This window comes from Pseudonocardia yuanmonensis, assembly GCF_039542425.1.
GTDB lineage: Bacteria > Actinomycetota > Actinomycetes > Mycobacteriales > Pseudonocardiaceae > Pseudonocardia > Pseudonocardia yuanmonensis.
Genome location: NZ_BAABIC010000004.1, coordinates 381,599 through 403,487, shown reverse-complemented (window position 1 = coordinate 403,487; position 21,889 = coordinate 381,599). Strand labels below are relative to the sequence as shown.

Annotated in this window: 19 protein-coding genes; 13 read left to right on the top strand and 6 right to left on the bottom strand. The window is 75.8% G+C overall.

What is annotated here, in order from left to right:
• Positions 1 to 11 precede the first annotated feature (11 nt).
• The 3 genes from ABD990_RS08410 to ABD990_RS08400 all read left to right on the top strand — a co-directional run bounded on the left by ABD990_RS08410 (position 12) and on the right by ABD990_RS08400 (position 2,791).
• On the top strand, positions 12 to 1,319 hold the full coding sequence (locus ABD990_RS08410) for an MFS transporter (protein WP_345379520.1): 1,308 nt from the start codon (positions 12 to 14) through the stop codon (positions 1,317 to 1,319).
• Between the two features lie 77 nt (positions 1,320 to 1,396).
• Positions 1,397 to 2,353: an ATP-binding protein gene (locus tag ABD990_RS08405; RefSeq protein WP_345379518.1), complete on the top strand. Its 957-nt coding sequence runs from the start codon at positions 1,397 to 1,399 to the stop codon at positions 2,351 to 2,353.
• A gap of 48 nt (positions 2,354 to 2,401) precedes the next feature.
• Positions 2,402 to 2,791 (top strand): SCO5389 family protein, encoded by a 390-nt coding sequence (locus ABD990_RS08400; RefSeq protein ID WP_345379517.1) that lies wholly within the window; start codon positions 2,402 to 2,404, stop codon positions 2,789 to 2,791.
• 66 nt (positions 2,792 to 2,857) lie between these two features.
• Here ABD990_RS08400 and ABD990_RS08395 read toward each other — a convergent pair whose 3' ends face one another.
• A complete protein-coding gene (locus ABD990_RS08395) occupies positions 2,858 to 3,610 on the bottom strand; it encodes a PadR family transcriptional regulator (protein WP_345379516.1) in 753 nt (250 codons plus the stop codon).
• A 215-nt stretch (positions 3,611 to 3,825) separates the two neighbouring features.
• Between ABD990_RS08395 and ABD990_RS08390 the strand changes: the two genes are divergently transcribed.
• From ABD990_RS08390 to ABD990_RS08380, 3 genes are read left to right on the top strand one after another with little or no spacing between them, the layout of a single operon-like run.
• Positions 3,826 to 3,993: a hypothetical protein gene (locus ABD990_RS08390; protein ID WP_345379515.1), complete on the top strand. Its 168-nt coding sequence runs from the start codon at positions 3,826 to 3,828 to the stop codon at positions 3,991 to 3,993.
• Positions 3,994 to 4,053: 60 nt separating this feature from the next.
• Positions 4,054 to 4,440, top strand: a complete 387-nt coding sequence (locus ABD990_RS08385; protein ID WP_345379513.1) for a YkvA family protein — start codon at positions 4,054 to 4,056, stop codon at positions 4,438 to 4,440.
• A 30-nt stretch (positions 4,441 to 4,470) separates the two neighbouring features.
• Positions 4,471 to 5,421: an NADP-dependent oxidoreductase gene (locus tag ABD990_RS08380; RefSeq protein ID WP_345379512.1), complete on the top strand. Its 951-nt coding sequence runs from the start codon at positions 4,471 to 4,473 to the stop codon at positions 5,419 to 5,421.
• 97 nt (positions 5,422 to 5,518) lie between these two features.
• Here ABD990_RS08380 and ABD990_RS08375 read toward each other — a convergent pair whose 3' ends face one another.
• Complete coding sequence (locus ABD990_RS08375) at positions 5,519 to 6,190, bottom strand: FadR/GntR family transcriptional regulator (protein WP_345379511.1); 672 nt, start codon at positions 6,188 to 6,190, stop codon at positions 5,519 to 5,521.
• Positions 6,191 to 6,237: 47 nt separating this feature from the next.
• On the opposite strand from ABD990_RS08375, the gene ABD990_RS08370 reads away from it, so the two are divergent.
• On the top strand, positions 6,238 to 7,548 hold the full coding sequence (locus tag ABD990_RS08370) for an MFS transporter (protein WP_345379510.1): 1,311 nt from the start codon (positions 6,238 to 6,240) through the stop codon (positions 7,546 to 7,548).
• Positions 7,549 to 7,552: 4 nt separating this feature from the next.
• Here ABD990_RS08370 and ABD990_RS08365 read toward each other — a convergent pair whose 3' ends face one another.
• Complete coding sequence (locus tag ABD990_RS08365; protein ID WP_345379508.1) at positions 7,553 to 8,368, bottom strand: SGNH/GDSL hydrolase family protein; 816 nt, start codon at positions 8,366 to 8,368, stop codon at positions 7,553 to 7,555.
• A 132-nt stretch (positions 8,369 to 8,500) separates the two neighbouring features.
• Between ABD990_RS08365 and ABD990_RS08360 the strand changes: the two genes are divergently transcribed.
• From ABD990_RS08360 to ABD990_RS08345, 4 genes are all read left to right on the top strand, one after another.
• The gene (locus ABD990_RS08360) at positions 8,501 to 9,961 is read left to right on the top strand and encodes a thioredoxin family protein (protein WP_345379506.1); all 1,461 of its coding nucleotides are present in this window, start codon (positions 8,501 to 8,503) and stop codon (positions 9,959 to 9,961) included.
• A gap of 23 nt (positions 9,962 to 9,984) precedes the next feature.
• Positions 9,985 to 10,500 carry a UGSC family (seleno)protein gene (locus tag ABD990_RS08355; RefSeq protein WP_486362905.1) on the top strand — a complete coding sequence of 172 codons (516 nt, stop codon included), beginning with the start codon at positions 9,985 to 9,987 and terminating at the stop codon, positions 10,498 to 10,500.
• A 158-nt stretch (positions 10,501 to 10,658) separates the two neighbouring features.
• On the top strand, positions 10,659 to 14,204 hold the full coding sequence (locus ABD990_RS08350) for an indolepyruvate ferredoxin oxidoreductase family protein (protein WP_345379503.1): 3,546 nt from the start codon (positions 10,659 to 10,661) through the stop codon (positions 14,202 to 14,204).
• Positions 14,205 to 14,622: 418 nt separating this feature from the next.
• Positions 14,623 to 15,645, top strand: a complete 1,023-nt coding sequence (locus ABD990_RS08345) for a M23 family metallopeptidase (protein ID WP_345379501.1) — start codon at positions 14,623 to 14,625, stop codon at positions 15,643 to 15,645.
• 4 nt (positions 15,646 to 15,649) lie between these two features.
• Here the strand turns inward: ABD990_RS08345 and sthA are convergent, their stop codons facing one another.
• The gene (gene sthA, locus ABD990_RS08340; RefSeq protein ID WP_345379499.1) at positions 15,650 to 17,059 is read right to left on the bottom strand and encodes a Si-specific NAD(P)(+) transhydrogenase; all 1,410 of its coding nucleotides are present in this window, start codon (positions 17,057 to 17,059) and stop codon (positions 15,650 to 15,652) included.
• 290 nt (positions 17,060 to 17,349) lie between these two features.
• Here sthA and ABD990_RS08335 point away from each other — a divergent pair, with 290 nt between their 5' ends.
• Entirely contained in the window at positions 17,350 to 18,525 is a 1,176-nt protein-coding gene (locus ABD990_RS08335) for a DUF4192 domain-containing protein (RefSeq protein ID WP_345379498.1), read from the top strand.
• Positions 18,526 to 18,539: 14 nt separating this feature from the next.
• Here the strand turns inward: ABD990_RS08335 and galE are convergent, their stop codons facing one another.
• Complete coding sequence (gene galE / locus ABD990_RS08330) at positions 18,540 to 19,502, bottom strand: UDP-glucose 4-epimerase GalE (protein ID WP_345379495.1); 963 nt, start codon at positions 19,500 to 19,502, stop codon at positions 18,540 to 18,542.
• Between the two features lie 392 nt (positions 19,503 to 19,894).
• Positions 19,895 to 20,617: an iron-dependent transcriptional repressor DtxR gene (locus tag ABD990_RS08325; protein ID WP_345379494.1), complete on the bottom strand. Its 723-nt coding sequence runs from the start codon at positions 20,615 to 20,617 to the stop codon at positions 19,895 to 19,897.
• Positions 20,618 to 20,979: 362 nt separating this feature from the next.
• On the opposite strand from ABD990_RS08325, the gene ABD990_RS08320 reads away from it, so the two are divergent.
• The gene (locus ABD990_RS08320) at positions 20,980 to 21,873 is read left to right on the top strand and encodes a sulfurtransferase (RefSeq protein ID WP_425569554.1); all 894 of its coding nucleotides are present in this window, start codon (positions 20,980 to 20,982) and stop codon (positions 21,871 to 21,873) included.
• Positions 21,874 to 21,889: the final 16 nt, after the last annotated feature.

Genomic DNA, 21,889 nt, shown 5'->3' with positions numbered 1-21,889 from the left:
GTCGTCGTCCGATGACGGACGATCGATGCGTCATGGGGAGCTGGCGCGCGTATCTGGTCTGGTCGGCAGGGCTTCTGGCCTATCTCGTGGGGGTCATGCACCGGACGTCGTTCGGTGTCGCCGGGCTCGACGCGGCCGAGCGGTTCGGCGCGACCCCGGCGCTGCTCTCCGGGTTTGTGGTGCTGCAGCTGCTGGTCTACGCGTCGCTGCAGGTCCCCACCGGTGTCCTGCTGGACCGCTTCGGCGCGAAGGCCCTGGTGCTCGCCGGCGCCGTGCTGATGGCGGCCGGCCAGGCCACGCTGGCGCTCGCGACCTCGCTGCCGCTGGCCATCGCCGCGCGCGTGCTGGTCGGTGCCGGGGACGCCTTCACCTTCATCAGCGTGCTGTCCGTGCTGGGCGCGTGGTTCCCGGCCCGCCGGGTGCCGGTGCTGACCCAGCTCACCGGCCTCCTCGGGCAGATCGGGCAGGTGCTCTCCGCGGTCCCGCTCGCGGCGATCCTGCACGGCCCGGGCTGGACGCCGGCCTTCCTCGCGGCGGCGGGCCTCGGCGTGCTGTCCGCGCTGGCCGTGCTCGCGGTGTTCCGGGAGAGCCCGCCCGGCGGCCCGGTCCGGCCGGACGCGCCGACCCCGCGCGAGGTGCTCGACGGGCTGCGCTCCTCGTGGCGCGAGCCCGGCACCCGCCTCGGCTTCTTCACGCACATGGGCACGCAGTTCTCCGGGACGGTGTTCGGTCTGCTCTGGGGCGTGCCGTACCTGGTCGCGGGGCAGGGCGTCGGGCAGGGGACGGCGAGCGCGCTGCTGACCCTGCTCGTGGGCGTCGGGATCGTCGCGGGCCCGGTGTTCGGCACCTTCACCGCGCGGCACCCCTTCCGCCGGTCGTACCTGGTCATCGGGGTGATCGTGCTGACCGCCGCGATGTGGACGATCGTGCTGCTGATCCCGCCGCCCGCACCGCTGTGGCTGCTCGTCGTGCTGGTCGTCGTGCTCGCGCTGGGCCCGCCCGGCTCGATGGTCGGGTTCGACTACGCGCGCACCTTCAACCCGAGCCGGCGGCAGGGCACGGCGGTCGGGATCGTCAACGTCGGCGGGTTCTCGGCCTCGCTCGTGCTGGCCCTGGTGATCGGGCTGGTGCTCGACGTGCTCGGCGGCTACACACCCGGTGCGTTCCGCGCGGCCTGGACGGTGCAGTACGCCCTCTGGGCGATCGCCCTGGTGGGGATCGTCGTGATGCGTGCGCGGGCCCGCCGCAACCTCCGGGAGGCCGGCACCGTCGTCCCCACGCTGCGCGAGTTCGTCCGGGAGCGCCGCGCCCGCACGTAGGGCACCCCCGAGTCGATCACCCGTTGGTGAACATCGTTACCGTTACCATCCTCGGACGACGGAGGGGAGCGGGAACGGTGCGGATCGCGTTCGTCGGCAAGGGCGGGAGCGGCAAGACGACGACGGCGGCGCTCTTCGCGCGCTACGTGGCGAGCCGGGGCCTGCCGGTCCTGGCGATCGACGCGGACATCAACCAGCACCTCGGCGTCGCGCTGGGGGCGGATCCGGACGCCGCGCCGCCGCGTGCCCTGGGCGGTGACCTGACCTGGCTGAAGGACCACCTGCGCGGCGAGAACCCGCTGCTGCCCTCGGCCGACGTGATGATCAAGACGACGCCGCCCGGCCCCGGCTCCCGGCTCCTCGACCTCGACCCTGCCGGTGAGCTGCTGCGCCGCTACTCCGCCGAGGTCGGCGGCGTGCGCTACCTGGTGACCGGGGAGTTCGACGAGTCCGACATCGGGGTGGCCTGCTACCACTCGAAGACCGGCGCGGTCGAGCTCTACCTCAACCACCTCGTCGACGGGCCGGGGGAGTACGTCGCCGTCGACATGACCGCCGGGGCGGACGCCTTCGCCTCCGGCCTGTTCACCCGCTTCGACCTGACCGTGCTGGTATGCGAGCCGACCCGGCGCGGGGTCGGCGTGTACCGGCAGTACGCCGCCCACGCGGCCGACCACGGCGTGGCGCTGCGGGTGGTCGGCAACAAGGTCACGGACGCCGAGGACGTGGCCTACCTCCGCGAGGAGGTCGGCGGCGCGCTGCTCGGCTGCTTCTCCCAGTCCGCCTGGGTCCGCGCCGCCGAGCGCGGCCGGGTCCGGTCCGTCGACGAGCTGGAACCCGCCAACCTCACGGTGCTGGCGCGGATCCTCGCCGACCTCGACGGCCGCACCCGCGACTGGGCGGCCTACCACCGCGACACCGTGCACTTCCACCTCCGCAACGCCCGGGCCTGGGGCGACGGCGCCACCGGGGTCGACCTTGCCGCCCAGGTGGTTCCCGACCTCCCCTACCCCGTGAGCGGCACCTGCCCCTAGAAGGGCAGTTGCCGCGCACGACCCCCGTTCACCTGCAGAAAGGAAGCCATGTCCCTCGACGTCCCCACCGCCGTCCTCGAGGCCGCCGAGCGCCGCGAGATGGACGACGCGCAGTTCCTCGCCGTCGTCCGCGACTCCCTGCCGTACGCCTGGGAGGTCGTGTCGGCGGCCGCCGCCGACCGCACCGGCGACAGGCCCTTCGGCGAGCACGAGGTCCCGCCGCCCTCGGAGAAGGAGCGCGGCCAGCTGCTGCGGGCGCTCGCGAGCACCTCGATCCGCGGCGCCCTCGAGCGGCACTTCGGCGTGGTCCTGGCCTTCCAGAACTGCCACCGGGTCGCCGCCTTCGCGCCGGCCGCCGTGGACTCCGAGATCTACCGCGAGTTCATCAGCCCGCGCGGGCAGATCCTCAACCAGTCCCCGGAGCTGCGGGACTGCTGACCCCCGACACACGAACGGCGCTCTCGCTCACTACACGTGAGCGAGAGCGCCGTTCGTGCCTGTGGCTTACTCGGCCAGCAGGCGGTAGATGGTCTTGCGCGCCTCGGTCAGCGCGGCGGTGGCCTGCTCGACCTGCTCGGGCGTGCCGGCCGCCATGACCTGCTGGGCGGCGGCGTGGAGCTGGCCGAGCTGCTCCCACAGCGCGGTCTCCGGGCCCTCCTCGCCGTCGCCGGCGAACGCGGCCCACACCTTGTCGAGCTCCTCGCGGTGCTCCTCGACGTACCGGGTGCCCTCGTCGGTGAGGTGGACGACCCGGCGCCCCTCGGCCTGCTCGACGCGGACGAGGCCCTCGTCCTCGAGCTGGTTCAGGGTCGGGTAGACGGAGCCGGGACTCGGGCGCCAGCGGCCGCCGGAGCGCTCGCCGATCTCCTGGATGATCTCGTAGCCGTGCCGCGGCTGCTCGGCGACCAGGGCGAGCACGGCCAGCCGGACGTCGCCGCGGTTGGTGCGGCGCCCGCGTCGGCCGCGCGGGCCGAGGCCGCCCCGTCCGCGGGGGCCGAAGCCCGGGCCGAACGGGCCGCCCGGCCCGAAGCCGGGCCCGAAGCCGGGCCCGAACGGCCCGCCGGGGCCGAAGCGCGGCCCGCCGCGCCGGCCGCGGCGGCGCTCGCCGCCCTCGCCGGCCGGCTCGGAGTCGATGTTCACGGTGATGTCCGGCCCGGAGCCGGGGCCGAAGGGCGGACGGGTGTGCGGGCGCCCGCGGCGCCCACCGAAGCGGGGGCCGCCGAACGGGGCGTCCCAGGGCGGGTTCATGGCAGACATGTCGGTCTCCTTCGTGGTTCTCGAGCCTCCTCTGAGCCTTCCTCAGTAGCTCGTGTGCCATCACGATATATCGCAATGCGTTGCCGATGCAACCCTGTCCCTCGAGTGCATTCGGCATGCATCCTGTGGCCCGGATCACCCGATCGAGCTGTGCTGGTCCCGTTCGTCCGGTTCGTGAGATCCTTGGGGCGGTTGCACGCGAGTCGGAGGTGTCCATGCTGCGGGTGCTCGGGGCCGCGCTCCTCGTGGTGCTGGCGTTCACGCTGGCCGGGGCGCTGTACCAGGTGCTGGCGTGGGCCGTGGCCGTGGGCGCGCTGGTGTTCGCGGGCGTCGTGGTGTGGTCGCTGTGGAGCCGCGACGACGGGGCGCGCGTGCGGCGGTGACCCGCGTCGCTCGACCCTTCCCGGCGGAACGAGCAGGAACCGGCCGGCGTTGAAGCGGACATGACGACCTCTTCCGGCTCGCGCTCCTTCGCGGGGCGGCGGGCCGCCTGGCTCACCCTGGCCCGCGTGATCGTCCAGAGCCGGCGGCCGGGGTCGCCGACCCTCGGCGACCGCGCCCGCGCGCTGCCCCGCATGGTGGGGGCTGCACTCAGCGGCCGCTCCGGTGTGCTGACCCGCGGCCGGCTCGGGCTGCTGGTCCTCGCCGCGGCCTACCTCGTGTCGCCGGTCGACCTCGTGCCCGAGGCCGTGACGGCGTTCCTCGGCCTGGCGGACGACGGCGTCGTGGCCCTCTGGCTCGGCGGCGCGCTGCTCGTCGAGACCCAGCGCTTCCTCGACTGGGAGCGCGACGGCCGCCCGCAGGTCGTCGAGGGCGAACTCGTCGGGTAGGCCCCCGCACCGGCTCGTAGGGTGCGGGCCATGCGTGCGATCGTCTGCGAGACGCCCGGCGGGCCGGAGGCCCTCAGCCTGCAGGACATCCCGACGCCCGAGCCCGGCCCGGGCGAGGTCCGGGTCCGGGTGGAGGCCGCGGGGGTCAACCCGATCGACTGGAAGACCCGGTCCGGCCTCGGCCCGGCCAGGTCGTTCGGCGGGAAGCCGTTCGTCGTGGGCTGGGACGTCGCGGGGGTGGTGGACGCCCTGGGGCCGGGCACCGACCTCGACGAGCTGGGGTTCGCGGTCGGCGACTCCGTCCTGGGCATGGCCCGGTTCCCGAGCCCGGACGGCGCGTACGCCGAGTACGTCACGGCCCCGGCCGCGCACTTCCGGGCGCGTCCCGCGGACCTGTCCGTGGTCGAGGCGGCCGCGCTGCCCCTGGCCGGGATGACGGCGTGGCAGAGCCTCGTCGACGTCGGGCACCTCGAGGCGGGGCAGCGGGTGCTGATCCACGCCGCGGCCGGCGGCGTCGGGCACTTCGCCGTGCAGATCGCGAAGGCCCTCGGGGCGCACGTGATCGGCACCGCCTCCGCCGGCAAGCACGACCTGCTCCGCTCGCTGGGTTGCGACCAGGTCGTCGACTACCGGACCGAGCGGTTCGAGGAGGTCGTGGAGCCCGTCGACCTCGTCTACGACCTCGTCGGCGGCGAGACGGCCGTGCGCTCGTTCGATGTGGTGAAGCCGTCGGGGATGCTCATCTGCCTGCCGACGATCGCGGTCGAGGCCGCGGTCGCGGCCGCTGAGGAGCGCGGGGTGAAGGCCTCCGGCGCCTACGTGCGCGCAGGCGGGCCGGGGCTGAGCGAGCTGCTCCGGCTGCACGCCGACGGGAAGCTCCTCGTGCGCGTCGCCGAGACCTTCCCGCTGGAGCGCGCCGCCGACGCGCACCGGTTGGGCGAGCAGGGCCGGACGACCGGCAAGATCGTCCTCACGGTGTAGGGGCCGGCCCCACGGACGCTCAGGCCGCGGGGCCGCCTCCCCGCTCAGGCCGCGGGGCCGCCTCGACGACGCTCAGGCCGCGGGGCCGCCTCGACGCTCAGGCCGCGGGGCCGCCGTACTCGCGCAGGAGCGAGTCGAGGAAGTCCTCGGCCTCCGCGGCGGCCGCGGTCGCGTCGCCGGCCCGGATGGCCGCCAGCAGCCCGGTATGGCTCTCGCACCGCCCGCCGGCCACGGTCGTCGCGACGCTGGCGTGCACCACCTCGGTCAGCCCGCGGTAGAGCTCAGCCAGCACGCCGTTGTGCGCGCAGCGCAGGACGAGCTGGTGGAAGGCGAGGTCGGCGCGGACGAAGGCCGCGAGGTCCGCCGCGCGCTCGGCCTCCTCGCAGGCCGCCATGGCGCGGTCCAGCTCGGCCAGCTCGTCGGGGGTGCGGTGGGCGGCGGCGAGACGGGCCCCCTCGACCTCGAGCAGCCGGCGGACCTGCAGCACCTCGCGCAGCTCGGTCCCGGCGAGCCGGCGGATCGCCCCGGAGATCTCGCTGGTCGCCCGGACGAACGTGCCGTCGCCCTGCCGGACCTCGAGCAGGCCGGCGTGGGCGAGCGCGCGCACCGCCTCGCGGACGGTGTTGCGCCCGACCCCGAGGGCCTCGGCGAGCTCGGCCTCGGGTGGGATCCGGGTGCCGACCGGCCACTCACCGGCCGCGACGGCCGCGCGGACCTGCTCGATGACCTGCTCGACGAGCCCGGCGCGCCGGGTGGTGGCCAAGGGCACAGGGCATCCTCTCATCCGAACATGGGATGTCTGTCAGAGTAGTCCCCATGGCACTCGGGGATCCGGGGCGCGCCGAGGCGTCCCCCCGTCCGGTCGCGTCCGCGCCCGGCGCGCACCACGCGTTCGCGGACGGGCAGGCGCTCGAGATCGCCGGGGAGGCCGCCGCCGAGGAGCGGCTGGCGCCCGCGCGGTTCGGTCCGCTGCGGGCGACGCTGCTGCTGGCCGTCGCGGTCGTGCTGGCCGCGCTGAACCTGCGCGCCGCGGTGACCAGCGCGTCGTCGCTGCTCGGCGACGTGCGGACCGGGCTCGGCGCCTCCGCCGCCTGGACCAGCCTGCTCACCACCGCGCCCACGCTGTGCTTCGCGATCGCGGGCCTGGCCGCCCCGGCGCTGGCCCGACGGGTCGGCCTCGCCCGGGCGATCGGGGTGGCGCTGGCGGTGCTCGGCGTCGGGCTCGTCGTGCGCGTGCTGGGCGGTGCGGGCGTGATGCTCGGCGGCACCTTCGTGGCGTGCGCCGGGATCGCGCTCGCCAACGTGCTGGTCCCTGTCGTCGTCAAGGAGTCCTTCGCCCACCGGGTCGGGCTGATGACCGGGCTCTACACCGCGGCGCTGCAGGGCAGCGGGGCGCTGGGCTCGGCGCTGACCCCGCCGCTGGAGGGCCCGGCCGGGGGCTGGCGCGGCGCCCTCGTGCTCTGGGCCGGGCTCGCCCTGGTGGCGCTGGTCGTGTGGGTCGTGAGCGCGCGGCACCGGCCGGCGGCCGAGGCACCCCGCGGCGCCCGGCGTCCCTCGTGGGGCCGGCTGCTGCGCAGCCCGGTGGCCTGGTCGGTGACGGCGTTCATGGGCCTGCAGTCCTTTCTGGCCTACGTCGTCATGGGCTGGCTGCCGCAGATCTACCTGGGCGCGGGCCTGTCCAAGGGCGCGGCCGGGGTGATGCTCAGCATCGCGACGCTCGTCGCCGTGCCGTTCAGCCTGATGGTGCCCGCGGTGGCCGCGCGGCGGAGGAGCCAGTCCGGGTGGAACGCCGGCCTCACACTGCTCGCGATCGCCGGGACGATCGGGCTGATGCTCGCGCCCGCCGCGGTGCCGTGGCTGTGGGCGCTGCTGCTCGGCGCCAGCATGACCGTGTTCGCCATGGCGATGACCGTGATCACGCTCCGGGCCCGGGACGCCGAGACGGCCGCGGGGCTGTCCGCGATGGCGCAGGGCTTCGGGTACCTCCTCGCCTCGACCGGGCCGATGCTCGTCGGGCTGCTGCACGAGGCGACCGGCGGCTGGACGGTCTCGCTCCTCGCGCTGCTGGTCGCGCTGGTGGCCCAGCTCGTCGCCGGCGTCCTCGCCGGGCGGCCGCGGCTCGTGTGAGCGCTCAAGCCGCCCCGGTGGAGGCGCCCAGGGCCGGCACGTAGCCGCGGGCATACCCCGGGGCGGTGGGGTGGTAGGCGCCCGGGCCGCCGGGCGCGACGATCCACGGGTCGGCGCTGCACAGCCCGTGCCCGGTGAAGGCCGGCCGGACGTCGACGAACGTCGCCCCGAAGCGTCGGGCGGTGTCGGCGATCCGGTCGTTCAGCACGTCCGCCCCGGCGTCGAGCCGCGCGCTGCGGACCGGGTTCAGCGGGCAGCCGGGGCCGTCGCCGAACAGTCGCGGGTAGCCGAGGACCACGACCCGGGCGTCGGGCGCGCGCACGTGCACGGCACCGAGCACCACCGCCAGCGCGGAGGGCAGGACGTACCGGGCAACCCGCTCGCCGGTCCGGACGGCCTGGTCGCAGCCCGCGTCGTCGGGCGCCGTGGTGCACCGCGCGAGGACGGGCGCGAAGCCGGTGTCGTTGCCACCCACCGTGATCGTGACCAGGTCGGTGTCCTTCGTGACCGCGGACACCTGGTCGCGCAGCACCCCCGCGGTCGTCGCGCCGCTGCACGCGACCGAGAGGAACGACGCGGGCACGGTCGCGGCGGCGTACCGGGCCGGGTAGGAGGCGTCGCTGCGCGCGCACACGCCGCTGGTGCCGTCCGGGGCGGCGCCCACGCCGGCGGCATAGGAGTCGCCCAGCGCCACGTAGTCGACCGGTGGTGAGGTCGGCTGAGCGGCCTGGGCGACGGGCATGCCCGTCAGCGTCGCGGCCAGGGCCAGGACGAGCGGGACGACGGTTCGGCGGAGCCCGGAGGGGAGGCGGCGGCGCACCCTCCCATCCAGCCATCGGCCCGCCGCGAGGGACAACCGCCGTCCGGGTCCGGGGAGCGTCCGCACCACCACGCACGGTGGTGACGGTGACCGGCCTACCGGACGACCGTTCAACCGGTTACCGTGCGGGACGTGTCGGTGCCGACGGAGGAGCGGGAGACGGTGGCGTGGCCCGCGGACGGGCTGGTCGCCGTCGTCAAGCAGGACTGCCCGACCTGCCGGCTGGTGGAGCCCGTGCTCGCCGCGCTCCCGGGGCTGACGGTCTTCACCCAGGACGATCCGGACTTCCCGGAGGGTGTCGCCGACCGGCGGGACGACACGGAACTGACGGCCAGCCTCGCGCTGGAGGTCGAGACCGTGCCCACGCTCGTCCGGTTCGCCGGGGGTGTGGAGGTCGCCCGGGTGGTCGGGTGGAGCCGGGCGCAGTGGGCCGAGCTGACCGGTGTCCCGGACCTCGGTGAGGGCCTGCCGGAGTACCGGCCCGGCTGCGGCTCCCGCACCCAGGACCCGGACGTGGCCGAGGAGCTGCTGGTCCGCACGCGCGGCGGTGCGCTGCACTCGCGCAGGCTGGAGATCGCCGCGCTGGAGGACGAGGCCGAGGCCCTCTTCGACCGCGGCTTCACCGACGGGCTGCCGGTCGTCCCGCCGACACCGGCGCGGGTGCTGCGCATGCTGGAGGGCACCTCGCGCAAGCCGGACGAGGTGGTCGCGGTGATTCCGCCGAACCTGGTCGAGGCGACCGTGGAGAAGGTCGCGATCAACGCCGTGCTCGCGGGCTGCCGACCCGAGTACCTGCCCGTGGTGCTCGCCGCCGTCGAGGCCGCCTGCACGGACGAGTTCAACGCCCACGGGCTGCTCGCGACCACCTGGGGCGCGGGTCCGGCGATCGTGGTCAACGGGCCGGTCCGCGCCGAGGTCGGCATGAACTGGGCCGGCAACGCGCTCGGGCAGGGCAACCGCGCCAACTCGACGATCGGCCGGGCGCTGCAGCTGGTGATCCGCAACGTCGGCGGCGGCCGCCCGCAGGAGGTGGACCGCGCCGCGCTCGGTCACCCCGGCAAGGTCGGGTTCTGCTTCGCCGAGGACGAGGAGGGCTCGCCCTTCGAGCCGCTCGCGCAGAGCCGTGGCGTGCCGCCGGGCCGCTCGGCGGTCACGGTGTTCGCGGCGGAGGGACCGCGCGGGATCGTGGACCAGATCTCGCGCACGCCGGAGTCGCTGGCCCGCTCGCTGGCTCTCGGGCTGCGCGGGGTGTGCCACCCGAAGCTGGTCCGCGGGTTCGACGCCACGCTGGTCGTCTGCCCGGAGCACGCGCGGGTGTTCGCGGAGGCGGGCTGGGACCGGGGGCGCCTGGCGGCGGCGCTGGACGAGGCGCTCCTGCTCGACCGCGCGGAGATCACCCGCGGGGCCGGCGGCATCGACGAGGGCGTGCCCGCCGGCGACTCCGACCGGCCGGTGGCGAAGTTCCGGCCGGGCGGACTGATGATCGTGCACGCCGGCGGCGGCGCCGGGATGTTCTCGGCCGTGATCGGCGGCTGGGCGGGCGGGCCGGGCGGGAGCGCGCCCGTGACGAGGGAGGTGGACCCGTGGCGATGACCGGGACGCGGTCGACGGGATCGTTGGTGATCCTGGACCCGACGGACGAGAGCACGCCGGACAGCCGCACGGCGCTGGAGCGGCCGGCCTCGCTCGAGGGGCTGCGGGTCGGTCTGCTCGACATCTCCAAGCCGCGCGGGGACGTCTTCCTGGACCGGCTCGCCGAGCTCCTCGCCGAGCGGGGGGTCACGGTCCGCCGCTACGCCAAGCCGACCTTCACCAAGCCGATGCCGCCCGACCTGCGGCGGGAGATCACCACGGAGTGCGACGTGGTGATCGAGGCCCTCGCCGATTGAGGCTCGTGCACGTCGTGCAGTGTGCACGACTTCGCCGCCCTCGAGGGCCGGGGCGTGATCGCGGCCTTCCTCGCGTCGACGCAGTTCGTGGTGGCCGCGGACGCCCAGGCGCGGGCGCTCGGCTACCGCGAGGTGCCGTCGGTGTTCGTGCCGCACCCGATCCAGGACCGCACGGACGCCGAGATGCGGGCGCTCGCCGATGCGGCGCTGGAGGAGGTGCTCGCGGCCGTCACCCGGCGCTGACCCACGGGCCGGAGCACGTCGAGGACGTCGGCGGGCGGAACGGGTCAGGGCGGCCGGGTCGTGCGGCGCACGGTGGCGGTGGTGCAGAGTGTCCGGAGGACCGCGGCGACGGCGTCGGCGCGGCCGTGGTTGCGAAGGCTCTCGAGGGGGAGGTGCCCGTGGCCGTCGAGTTCGATCTCGGGACCCGGTACCGGCCGGCGGGCGGGCCGGCCCTGCTCACCGGGGTGCAGGCGATCGCGCGGCTGCTGGTGGAGCAGCACGCCGCCGACGTCGCGGCCGGGCTGCACACGGCCTCGTTCGTCTCCGGCTACCAGGGCAGCCCCCTCGGCGGGCTGGACAAGACCCTCGCCGGGCTGCCCGAGCTGGCCGGGACCGCGGGGCTGCGGTTCGTGCCCGGCGTCAACGAGGAGCTGGCCGCCACCGCGGTGTGGGGCAGCCAGGTCGAGGTGCCCGGCCACGAGCGGACCGTCGACGGCGCGGTGGGGGTCTGGTACGGCAAGGCGCCCGGCGTCGACCGGGCCGGCGACCCCTTCCGGCACGGCAACATCTGCGGCGCCCACCCGAACGGCGGGGTGCTGGTGCTGGCCGGCGACGACCCCGGCTGCAAGTCCTCGACGATCCCGTGCGTCTCGGAGCGGACGCTCGCCGGCTACGGGCTGCCCGTGCTCTACCCGGCCGACGCCGCCGACGTCGTCCGGTTGGGCCGGTACGGCATCGCGCTCAGCCGGGCGTCCGGCATGTGGGTGGGACTCAAGATCACCGCGGACGTGGCCGACGGCGTGTACGCGCTCGACCCCGCCGAGGTCTCCGACCTGGAGATCACCGTGCCGGAGCTGGAGTGGGAGGGCCGGCCCTGGCGGTACCGGCAGTACCCGATGCTCGTGCCGCCCTCGTCCCTGGAGGCCGAGGCGCAGCTGTACGGCCCGCGCTGGGCGATGGTGCGGGCGTTCCTCGCCGCCAATCCGCTCGACGTCCTGGTGGACCCGGCCCCCGGCGCGACGGTCGGGATCGTGGCCGGCGGGAAGGCGTTCGGCGACGTCCGGCAGGCGCTGCGGGACCTCGGGGTGGACTCCGGGGTGCGGCTGCTGAAGCTGGGGGCGATCCACCCGCTCGAGCGCGGCCGGCTCCGCGACTTCGCCGCCGGGCTCGACACGGTGCTGGTGGTGGAGGAGAAGACACCGTTCGTCGAGACGGCGGTGCGGGACGCACTGTACGGCCTGCCCGGTGCGCCCGCCGTGCTCGGCGCGGCGGACGAGGCCGGCGGCCCGCTGGTGCCGCAGGCGGGGGAGCTCACCGCAACGGTGCTGGCCGGCCCGCTGCGCCGGGTGCTCCGCGACCGTGTGCCGCTCGCCGCGCCGAGGTCGGCCCCGCCGCCGCTCCCGCTACTGCCCGTCGCGCGCACCCCGTACTTCTGTTCCGGCTGCCCGCACAACCGCTCGACGATCGTCCCGGAGGGGGCGGTGGCGGGCGGCGGTATCGGCTGCCACGCGATGGTCGCGCTCACCCACCGCGAGGCCAGCGAGGTCGCCTCGCTCACGCAGATGGGCGGCGAGGGCGCGCAGTGGATCGGCCAGGCGCCGTTCACCACGGCCGGCCACATGTTCCAGAACATGGGCGACGGAACGTTCGCGCACTCCGGGCAGCTGGCGGTGCAGGCCTGCGTGGCCGCGGGCGTCACGATCACCTACAAGCTGCTCTACAACCGGGCGGTCGCCATGACCGGCGGGCAGGACGCCGAGGGCGGGCTCGAGGTGCCCGCGCTCGCGGCGAAACTGCTCGCCGAGGGCGTCGCGAAGATCATCGTCTGCGCCGACGAGCCGCGGCGGTACCGGGAGCTGCCCGCCCTGCCGAAGGGCGTGGACCTGTGGCACCGGGACCGGTTCGACGAGGCCCAGCGGGTCCTGGCGGAGACCCCGGGGGTCACCGTGCTGATCTACGACCAGCGGTGCGCCGCGGAGTCCCGGCGGCTGCGCAAGCGCGGCGCGATCCCGGTCCGGCCCACCCGCGTCGTGATCAACGAGGGGGTCTGCGAGGGCTGCGGCGACTGCGGTGCGAGGTCGAACTGCCTGTCCGTGCAGCCGGTGGACACGGAGTTCGGCCGCAAGACCCGCATCGACCAGACCTCCTGCAACACCGACTACTCGTGCCTCGCGGGGGACTGCCCGTCGTTCGTCACCGTGGAGTCGCCCGGGGGGCACACGGCGCGGCCCGAGCGCCGGGAGCCGCCCCCCGTGCCGGACGTGGACGTGCCGGAGGCCGGCGACGTCTTCCTCGCCGGCATCGGCGGGACCGGGATCGTCACGGTCAACCAGGTGCTCGGCTCCGCCGCCCTGCGGGACGGCCGGGCGGTGCACGGCGTGGACCAGACCGGGCTGTCGCAGAAGGCCGGCCCGGTCGTCTCGCACCTGCGGGTCGGTGATCCCGGCGTCCGCGGCCCGGCCAACCGGATCGGTGTCGCGGACTGCTACCTGGCGTTCGACGTGCTGGTCGGGGCGGACTCGCGCTTCCTCGCCCACACCGCGGAGGACCGGACCACCGCCGTCGTCTCGACGAGCCCGGTGCCCACGGGGGCGCAGGTCCGGGACGCGGGCGTGACCCCGCCGGCCACAGAGGAGCTGGTGGCGCGGATCGCCGGGCGGTCCCGGGCCGTCGTCACGCTCGACGCGCAGGCCGCGGCCGAGGCGTTGTTCGGCGACGCGATGCCGGCCAACCTGCTGCTCGTCGGTGCGGCGTACCAGTCCGGCGTGCTGCCGGTCTCCGCCGCGGCGATCGAGTGGGCCATCGAGCTCAACGGCGTGGCGGTCGCGGCCAACACCGCGGCGTTCCGGTGGGGCCGCCTGGCCGTGGCCGATCCGGCGGCGTTCGCCACGGCGGTGCCGTCGGCGGCCGTGCGGGAGCCCGCACCCTCGGGTCTCGACCTGGGCGGGCTGGCGGGGGAGACCCGGCGGCTGGTCGACGTCCGGGCCGCCGAGCTCGTCGCCTACCAGTCGGAGCGGACGGCCCGCGGGTACGTCGCCGACGTGCTCGCGGTGTGGCGGGCCGAGCGCGCGCTCGGGGAGGACACCCGGTTCTCCGAGGCGGCGGCCCGCGGGCTGTACCGGCTCACCGCGTACAAGGACGAGTACGAGGTGGCGCGGCTGCTCACCGATCCGGCCTTCGAGGCGCGGCTGACCGCCGAGGTGCCGGGCGGGACGCGGATGCGGTACCGGCTGCACCCGCCGGTCCTCAGGGCGCTCGGCCGGCGACGGAAGATCGCGCTGGGGCCCTGGATGCGGCCGGTCCTGCGGACCCTGGCCAAGGGCAAGGTCGTGCGCGGCACGCCGCTCGACCCGTTCGGCCGCACCGAGGTCCGCCGGCTCGAGCGTGCGCTGCGGGACGAGTACCGGGCGATGGTGCTGCGGCTCGCGGGCACGCTCACCCCGGGGACGTACGGCACCGCGGTGGCGGCGGCGGAGGCGGCGGAGCTGGTCCGCGGCTACGAGGACGTCAAGCTGGCCGGGGTGGCGCGGTACCGGGCGCGGCTGGCCGAGCTCGGCCTCGCGGAGCCCGCCCCGGACTCTCCTGCCGCTGACTCTCCTGCCGCTGACTCTCCTGCCGCTGACTCTCCTGCCGCTGACTCTCCTGCCGCTGACTCTCCTGCCGCTGACTCTCCTGCCGCTGACTCTCCTGCCGGGGGCTCCTCCGCTGTGGGCCCGGCCTCTTGACCGATCGCCGAGGCGCCGTTCCCGGTCAGGTGACCCAGGTCCCGTAACGCCGTTCGGCGCGCCCTCCGCCGGGCCTCCCGGTGACCGCTCGCACACGGCGATCGCCCTGTGTGACAGGGCGGGCACCCGGAGCGACGGCGTAAGGGCCGCGAGGCTCGTCCGTGCGGTGAACGGCGGGCGAACGACCCGCGTGTCGCGGCGACACGCCGGGTACGCCTCGCTCCGGCCACTCGGCGCGCCACCCGATCCGGTGGTCTCGCCGACCGCAACCGGACCGGGACAGCGGGTACCCCGCGCCGCTAGCGTCGTCCTCGGATCACGACGAGGTCACGAAGAGGACACCGGGCCGGCATCCCCGAGCCGCCCCGTCCGGCCCCCCACCGGAAGTCCGGCCCCGTCACGATCCGGAAGGAAGATCGTGGCACGGCATCGCTCCCCCCAGGGCCGTCGCGCGATCGCCGGGCCACCGCTGCCCGCCCCCGCGGCGGCAGCGGGGCCCGGCGGCCTGCGAACGAGCCTCCCGCTCCCCAGCGGCTCCCCGGCCCTGTCCGGTGCCGCCCTGTCCGGAGTCCTCCCCGGCTCCCTGCAGGTCCGGATGGCCGCGGTGGTCGCCGTCGGCGGCGTCGTCGCGGCGGCCGGGCAGGCCGCCTACGCGGGCGCACTCCCGGACCTCGAGTCCGGGGCCAACGCGCTGACCGCGGGCCTCACGCGGCTGACCTCCGACGCCTCCGCGCTCTCGGACGAGACGGACACCGTCACCGCCTCGGCGGACGGCATCGCCGAGCTCGGCGGCCGGCAGGTCCGCGTCCCGCTCGCACCGGTCGCGGCGGCCCCCGCGGTGGCCGCTCCGGGCACGGTCGCCGGCCCGGTCACGGGTGCGGACGTCGTCGCCGACGTGGTGAAGGCCGCCGACCTGCACCAGGCCGCCGCGGACGCCGCCCGCAGGGCGGCCGAGCAGGCCGAGGCCGCGCGGAAGGCCGCCGAGGCCGAGCAGGCCGAGGCCGTGCGCCAGGCCGAGGAGCTGGCGACGCTCGGCGCCTCACGCGCCGCGGCCGGCGGGATCCAGATGGTGGTCGGGCGGGTGTCGTCCGGCTTCGGCATCCGCGGCGGCGCCCCGCACCAGGGCCTGGACATCGCGGCGCCGATCGGTACGCCGATCCACGTCCCGCTGGCCGGCACCGTGATCAGCTCCGGTCCGGCGAGCGGCTTCGGGCTCTGGGTGCGCGTGCAGCACGCCGACGGCACGATCACGACCTACGGCCACATCAACCGGTCGCTCGTGAGCGTCGGGCAGCAGGTCGAGGCCGGGCAGCAGATCGCCGAGGTCGGCAACCGCGGTCAGTCGACCGGGCCGCACCTGCACCTCGAGGTCACCACCCCGGCCGGCACGAAGATCAACCCGTTGCCGTGGCTGGACGAGCAGGGGATCGGCTACACCTGAGTCCTCACCGGTACGCCTCGAGCGCGCGGATCTTGTTCGTCACGTCCAGCGCGGCGACCTTGTAGGCCTCCGAGAGGGTCGGGTAGTTGAGCACGGTGTCGACGAGGTAGTCGACGGTCCCGCCGCAGCCCATGATCGCCTGGCCGATGTGGACGAGGTCGGTGGCGTTGGTGCCGAACACGTGCACGCCCAGCAGCGTGCGGTCCTCGGTCGAGACCAGCAGCTTGAGCATGCCGTAGGAGTCGCCGACGATCGCGCCGCGCGCCAGCTCCCGGTAGCGCGAGATGCCGACCTCGTAGGGGGTCGCGGACTCCGTCAGCTCCGCCTCCGTCCTCCCGCAGTAGGAGATCTCCGGGACGGTGTAGATGCCGATGGGCTGCAGCCCGTGCAGCTCGCGGGCGGGCTCGCCGAACGCGTGGTACGCCGCGAGCCGGCCCTGGTCCATGCTCGTCGCGGCGAGGGCGGGGAAGCCGATCACGTCCCCGACCGCGTAGATGTGCTCGACCTCGGTCCGGTAGTGCTGGTCGACGGCGATCCGGCCGCGCCTGTCCGCCGTGAGGTTCGCCTTGTCCAGCGCGAGCTCCTCGGTGACGCCCTGCCGGCCGGCGGAGTACATGACCATGTCCGCAGGGATCTTCTTGCCGCTGGCCAGCGACGTGATCGTGCCCTTGGCCGTGTTCTCGACGCGGGAGACCTCCTCGCCGAAGCGGAAGGAGACGCCCTGGTCGCGCAGGTGGAACTTCAGCGACTCGACGACCTCGGGATCGCAGAAGTCCAGCATGCCGGGCCGCTTCTCGACGACCGTGACCTTGGTGCCGAGGGCGGCGAACATCGACGCGTACTCGATGCCGATCACCCCGGCGCCGACCACGACCATCGAGGTGGGGACGCGGTGCAGGTGCAGGACCGCGTCGGAGTCGACGACGTGGTACTCCTCGTCGTCGAACTCGACCTCCGGCGGGCGGGCGGGCTTCGTGCCGGTCGCGATCACGATGTAGTCGGCGGTGACGGTGCTGTGGTCACCGCGCTCCGGCCCGGTCACCGTGACGGTGTGCGGGTCCTCGAAGTGCGCGGTGCCGCCGAGGATGTCGACGTGGTTGCGCAGCAGCTGGTTGCGGATGATCTCCACCTCGCGCCCGACGACGTGCTGCGTGCGCGCCAGCAGGTCCGCGATGGTGATCTCGGACTTGACCCGGTAGCTCGCGCCGTACATCTCGCGCTGCGCGAAGCCGGTCAGGTACAGGACCGCCTCGCGCAGCGTCTTCGACGGGATCGTCCCCGTGTTGACGCAGACGCCGCCCATCATGTCGCGGCGCTCGGCGATCGCCACCCGCTTGCCGAGCTTGGCCGCGGCGATCGCCGCCTTCTGCCCGCCCGGGCCCGAACCGATCACCAGCAGGTCGTAGTCGTACACCGACGTCCTCCCGTGCGCTGCCGTGCTTCGTCGTGGGTTCCGTGCGTCCGGCCTCGCGGTCGCCGGGGGACGCGCTGCTCCCCGGACAGGGTTCCCGGGGACGTTCACGGGGACAACCGCGCGACGTTACAACTGTGCGACGACCTGACGACCGTTCGCGCAGGACCGCGGGCCCGGTCCGTCCACAGGCCCCGGTCACGACCGCGGTCCACGGTGCCCGGCTGCGGGGTTGTCCACAGCGTCGCGACGACACCTGCCGCAGGTCGGGCCGGCGGGTGAGGCTGCCGGGCATGAGCCCCGTGCCTCCGGTCCCGTCGTCCCCGCATCCCGCCGAGCCCGCACGACCCGCGACCCCCGCCGGCCCCGCCGTCGGGGTCCTGCCGGATGATCCGGACTCCCCCGTGCGGGTCGGCACCGAGGGGCTCCTCGCCGCGGTCCCGGTGCTGATCGGGTTCCGGCCGCGGAACTCGCTGGTGATGATCGCCACCGGCGGACCGCAGGGGCGGCGGGTCGGGCTGACCCTGCGCGTGGACCTGCCGCCGCCGGAGGATCCCGAGCTGGTGGCCGCGCTCTGCGAGTCCGCCGCCGCGGCGCTGTGCCGCGACGACCCCGAGGGCGCCGCCGTGCTGGTCGTGGGCGGGGGCGAGCCCTCCCCGCCGCCCGGCCCGGGCGAGCCGGTGTGGCCGCCGCGGGCCGACGTGGCGGGCGCCGCCACGCTCGCCCTGCTCGAGCGGGAGATCGGGGTGCACACCGTCGCGTGGGCGGCGGAGATCGCCGCCGGCGCACCCTGGCGCTGCTACCCGCTGCACGACTGCCGCTGCGAGGGCACGCTGCCGGACCCGGCGGCCTCCGTCCTCGCCGCCACCGCGGTCGCCCGCGGCGCCGTGCTCCGGGACTCGCGCGAGGAGCTGGAGCGGGTGGTGGAACCGGCCGGCACCGGGGAGGATCCCGCCCCCGCCGATGCCACCGATGTCGCTGATGCGGGTCCGGGCGCTGAGCCCGCCGCCGGACGGTCGGCGGGCGGGGCCGGCTCCGCCGGTGCGGGACCGGCGGAGGAGCGGACACCCGCCGCCGACCCGCGGCGCATGCTGCGCGAGGCGCTGGCCGACGGCGCGGCCGGGCGGCTCGACGTCGGGCGGCGGCTCGCCGGCGCGGTGGCGGCCGCGGTGCGCCGCCCCAGGTTCCGCGACGAGGCCCTGGCCGCCTGCGCGGGGCCGTCGGCGCCGGAGGCCGAGCAGCTCTGGTCCGCGCTCGCCCGCACCTGCCCGGGCGCCGAGGCCGCGACCCCCGCCGCCCTGCTCGCGGTGTCCGCGCTGCTGCGCGGCGACGGGGCGCTGGCCAACGTGGCCCTCGACCGGGCGCTGCGCGCCGACCCGGGCCACCGGCTCGCGAGCACCCTCCGGGTCGCGCTCGACGGCGGCTGGGGCCCGCGGGAGATCCGGGCCTGGATGGAGGGGGAGCGGTGATCCCGCTCCCGCGGTCAGACCGGGAGGCGGTCCTGGGCGAAGCGCCAGGCGTCGCCGACCATGGTCCCCAGGGCCGTGCGCGTCGGGTTCCAGCCCAGCTCGCCCATCGCGCGCTCGCTCGACGCGATGAGGACGGCCGGGTCACCGGCCCGGCGCGGGGCCACGCGGGCCGGGATCGGGTGTCCCGTCACCGCGCGGCAGGCCTCCACCACCTCGAGCACCGAGAAGCCGCGGCCGCTGCCGAGGTTGTAGATGCCGTGCCGCCCCGGCTCCGCCTTCTGCAGCGCGAGCAGGTGGGCATCGGCGAGGTCGTCGACGTGGATGTAGTCGCGCAGGCAGGTGCCGTCCGGGGTGTCCCAGTCGTCGCCGTAGATCGACACGGCCTCCCGGCTGCCGGCGGCCACCTGCAGCACGATCGGGATCAGGTGCGTCTCCACCGCGTGCCGCTCCCCGAAGCGGCCGTGCGCGCCGGCCACGTTGAAGTACCGCAGGCTCACCGCGGCCAGCCCGTGCGCCGTCGCGTACGAGGTGATCATGGTGTCGATGGCGAGCTTGCTGGCGCCGTAGGGGTTGGTCGGACGGGTCGGCGCGTCCTCGCGGATCGGCACCTGCTCGGGCTCGCCGTACACCGCGGCGGTGGAGGAGAAGACCAGCCGCGGGGTGCCGTGCTCGCGCATCGCCTCGAGCAGCCGGAAGGTGCGGACCACGTTGTTGTCCCAGTAGAGCTGCGGCTTCTCCACCGACTCGCCGACCAGCGAGCGGGCGGCGAAGTGCAGCACCCCGTCGAAGCCCTCGGCCAGCAGCGGGCCCGCGGCCCCGGACAGCTCGCCCTCGACGAAGCGCACTCCCTCCGGCACCGCGTCCGCGTGCCCGGTGGACAGGTCGTCGAGCACGACGACCTCGTGCCCGGCCTCCACCAGGTGCGCCGCGTTGACGCTGCCGACGTAGCCCGCGCCTCCGGTGACGAGCAGCTTCACGAGGTCCTCCCTGGGTCCGGCACTCCTCCGCGGAACGGTCTCACGCCGCGCCCGGTTCCCCGCGCCCGGCCCCGGACGGACCACGGACCCGGACGCCACGAGCCCCGGACACGCCACGAGCCCCGGACACGCCACGAGCCCCGGACACGCCACGAGCCCCGGGCACGCCACGAGCCCCGGACACGCCACGAGCCCCGGACACGCCACGAGCCCCGGACACGCCACGAGCCCCGGTGGCCGGACCGGGGCTCGTGGTGGGACGGGCGTGGGCGCGCCTGCGGGTCGCCGCGGGCGAGCCCGCACGGCCGGGTTCCGCTACGCGCAGGCCGCGGGCTCGACGGGCGCCGGGTCAACGGGCGCCCGGTCGGAGCGCGCGGGTCGGAGAGGCGCGGTCAGAGGGCGCGGACGAGGACCGCGTGCGCGATCAGCGGCGCGACGGTGGCCGTCTCGCCACCCGAGGTGACCGGCACGGGGTCGCCGAAGCGCGGGATGCCGCCCACCTCGACGTCGCCGCCCGGGACGATCCCGGCCAGCTTGAGCTCGCCCATGAGGTCCGCGTCGACCTGCACGTGCTCGGCGATGCGACGCACCTCGACCCGGCCGCCGCCGCGGCGCGCGAACTCGTCCAGCCGCTGGAGGCCGACCTCGAGGGTCGGCGGCGCCGAGGCGCGCGGGGCGCCCTCCGGGCTCTCGGTGGCGCGCAGCTCGTCCAGCCCCGGGATCGGGTTGCCGTACGGCGAGACCTGCGGGTCGTCGAGCAGCGCGACGAGCTTGCGCTCCACCGCGTCGCTCATCACGTGCTCCCAGCGGCACGCCTCGGCGTGCACCAGCTCCCACTCGAGGCCGATGACGTCGATCAGGAGGCGCTCGGCGAGGCGGTGCTTGCGCATCACGGCCACGGCACGGGAGCGGCCGTCCTCGGTGAGCTCGAGGTGACGGTCGCCGGCGACGACGACCAGCCCGTCCCGCTCCATGCGGGCCACCGTCTGGCTGACGGTGGGGCCGCTCTGGCCGAGGCGTTCGGCGATCCGCGCGCGCAGCGGGACGACGCCCTCCTCCTCCAGCTCGTAGATGGTCCGGAGGTACATCTCGGTGGTGTCGATGAGATCGTTCACGGCCGGCCCCTTCGTTCGTGTGACCAGTCTAGCGGCGCCGGTCGCAGCGTCGTCGCAGCGTTGTCGGCGGTGCTCGCGGTGCTCGCGGTGGTCGGTGGGTGGACGCTGCTGCGTGGTGGGAGAGGGTGGGGGACGTTCCGCGGCCCCGGGCCGGGCCCGGTGCCGTGCGACGCCCTCCCTCGCCGCCCCGGGTGCCGCCGCGAGCAGCGCGGGGCGGCGACGCCCGTGAGCGGCGGACGCTTCCGCTCAAGGATAGACCGTGCAGGATGGTGTGCGTGTCCCCGCCGAACCACGAGCCGAACGACGCCGCGACCACCGGGCCGGGCCGCGCGCAGCCCGCCGAGGAGCGCGCGGACGCGGCCGTGGAGCCGGGCTGGAGCGCGCCGCTGATCAGCCCCGCCGGCCTCGCGGCCGTGCTGGACGCGCCGGGCCGGCCGGTCGTGCTCGACGTGCGCTGGCGGCTGGGCGGGCCGCACGGCCGCGCCGACCACCTGGCCGGGCACGTGCCGGGGGCCGGGTTCGTCGACCTGGACTCCGAGCTGGCGGACCCGCAGGGCGTCGGCGGGCTCGGCGGGCGGCACCCGCTGCCGTCGGTGGCCCGGCTCGAGCGGGCGCTGCGGCTGTGCGGGGTCCGGGCCGGCTCGCGGGTCGTCGCCTACGACGACGGCGACGGCTCGGTCGCCGCCCGCGCCTGGTGGCTGCTGCGCTGGGCCGGGCTGCCCGCGGACCGGGTCGCGGTGCTCGACGGCGGCTGGAAGGCCTGGCGGGCCGCGGGCCTGCCCGAGGAGACCGGGGCGCTGGCCCCGCAGAACGGGACGATCGTCGTGCGCCCCGGCGGCATGCCGGTGGTCGACGCCGAGGGCGCGGCGGCGATCGCCGGTGCCGGCGTGCTGCTGGACGCCCGTGCCGCCGTGCGCTACCGGGGCGAGCAGGAGCCCGTCGACCGGCGGGCGGGGCACATCCCGGGCGCGATCAACGCGCCGTTCACCGGGCACGTCGGGCCGGACGGGCACTGGCTCCCGCCCGAGGAGCTCGCCGAGCGGTTCCGCGCGCTCGGTGTGGGCCGCGGGCCGGTGGGCGCCTACTGCGGGTCGGGCGTCACGGCCGCGTCGGTCGTGCTGGCCCTGGAGGTGGCGGGGCTGCGGCCGCCGGAGCGGCCCGCCGTGCTCTACGCCGGTTCGTGGTCGGACTGGAGCTCCGACCGCCGCCGCCCGGTCGCGACCGGCGAGGAGCCGGGGGACCCGGGACAGCTGTGACCGCCCCGCCGGGACC

Bases quoted from the DNA above. Each gene is read 5' to 3' on its own strand.
- ABD990_RS08410 (WP_345379520.1), top strand. From the start codon at position 12: ATGACGGACGATCGATGCGTCATGGGGAGCTGGCGCGCGTATCTGGTC.
- ABD990_RS08400 (WP_345379517.1), top strand. From the start codon at position 2,402: ATGTCCCTCGACGTCCCCACCGCCGTCCTCGAGGCCGCCGAGCGCCGC.
- ABD990_RS08395 (WP_345379516.1), bottom strand. From the start codon at position 3,610: ATGTCTGCCATGAACCCGCCCTGGGACGCCCCGTTCGGCGGCCCCCGC.
- ABD990_RS08390 (WP_345379515.1), top strand. From the start codon at position 3,826: ATGCTGCGGGTGCTCGGGGCCGCGCTCCTCGTGGTGCTGGCGTTCACG.
- ABD990_RS08385 (WP_345379513.1), top strand. From the start codon at position 4,054: ATGACGACCTCTTCCGGCTCGCGCTCCTTCGCGGGGCGGCGGGCCGCC.
- ABD990_RS08380 (WP_345379512.1), top strand. From the start codon at position 4,471: ATGCGTGCGATCGTCTGCGAGACGCCCGGCGGGCCGGAGGCCCTCAGC.
- ABD990_RS08370 (WP_345379510.1), top strand. From the start codon at position 6,238: ATGGCACTCGGGGATCCGGGGCGCGCCGAGGCGTCCCCCCGTCCGGTC.
- ABD990_RS08335 (WP_345379498.1), top strand. From the start codon at position 17,350: ATGAGCCCCGTGCCTCCGGTCCCGTCGTCCCCGCATCCCGCCGAGCCC.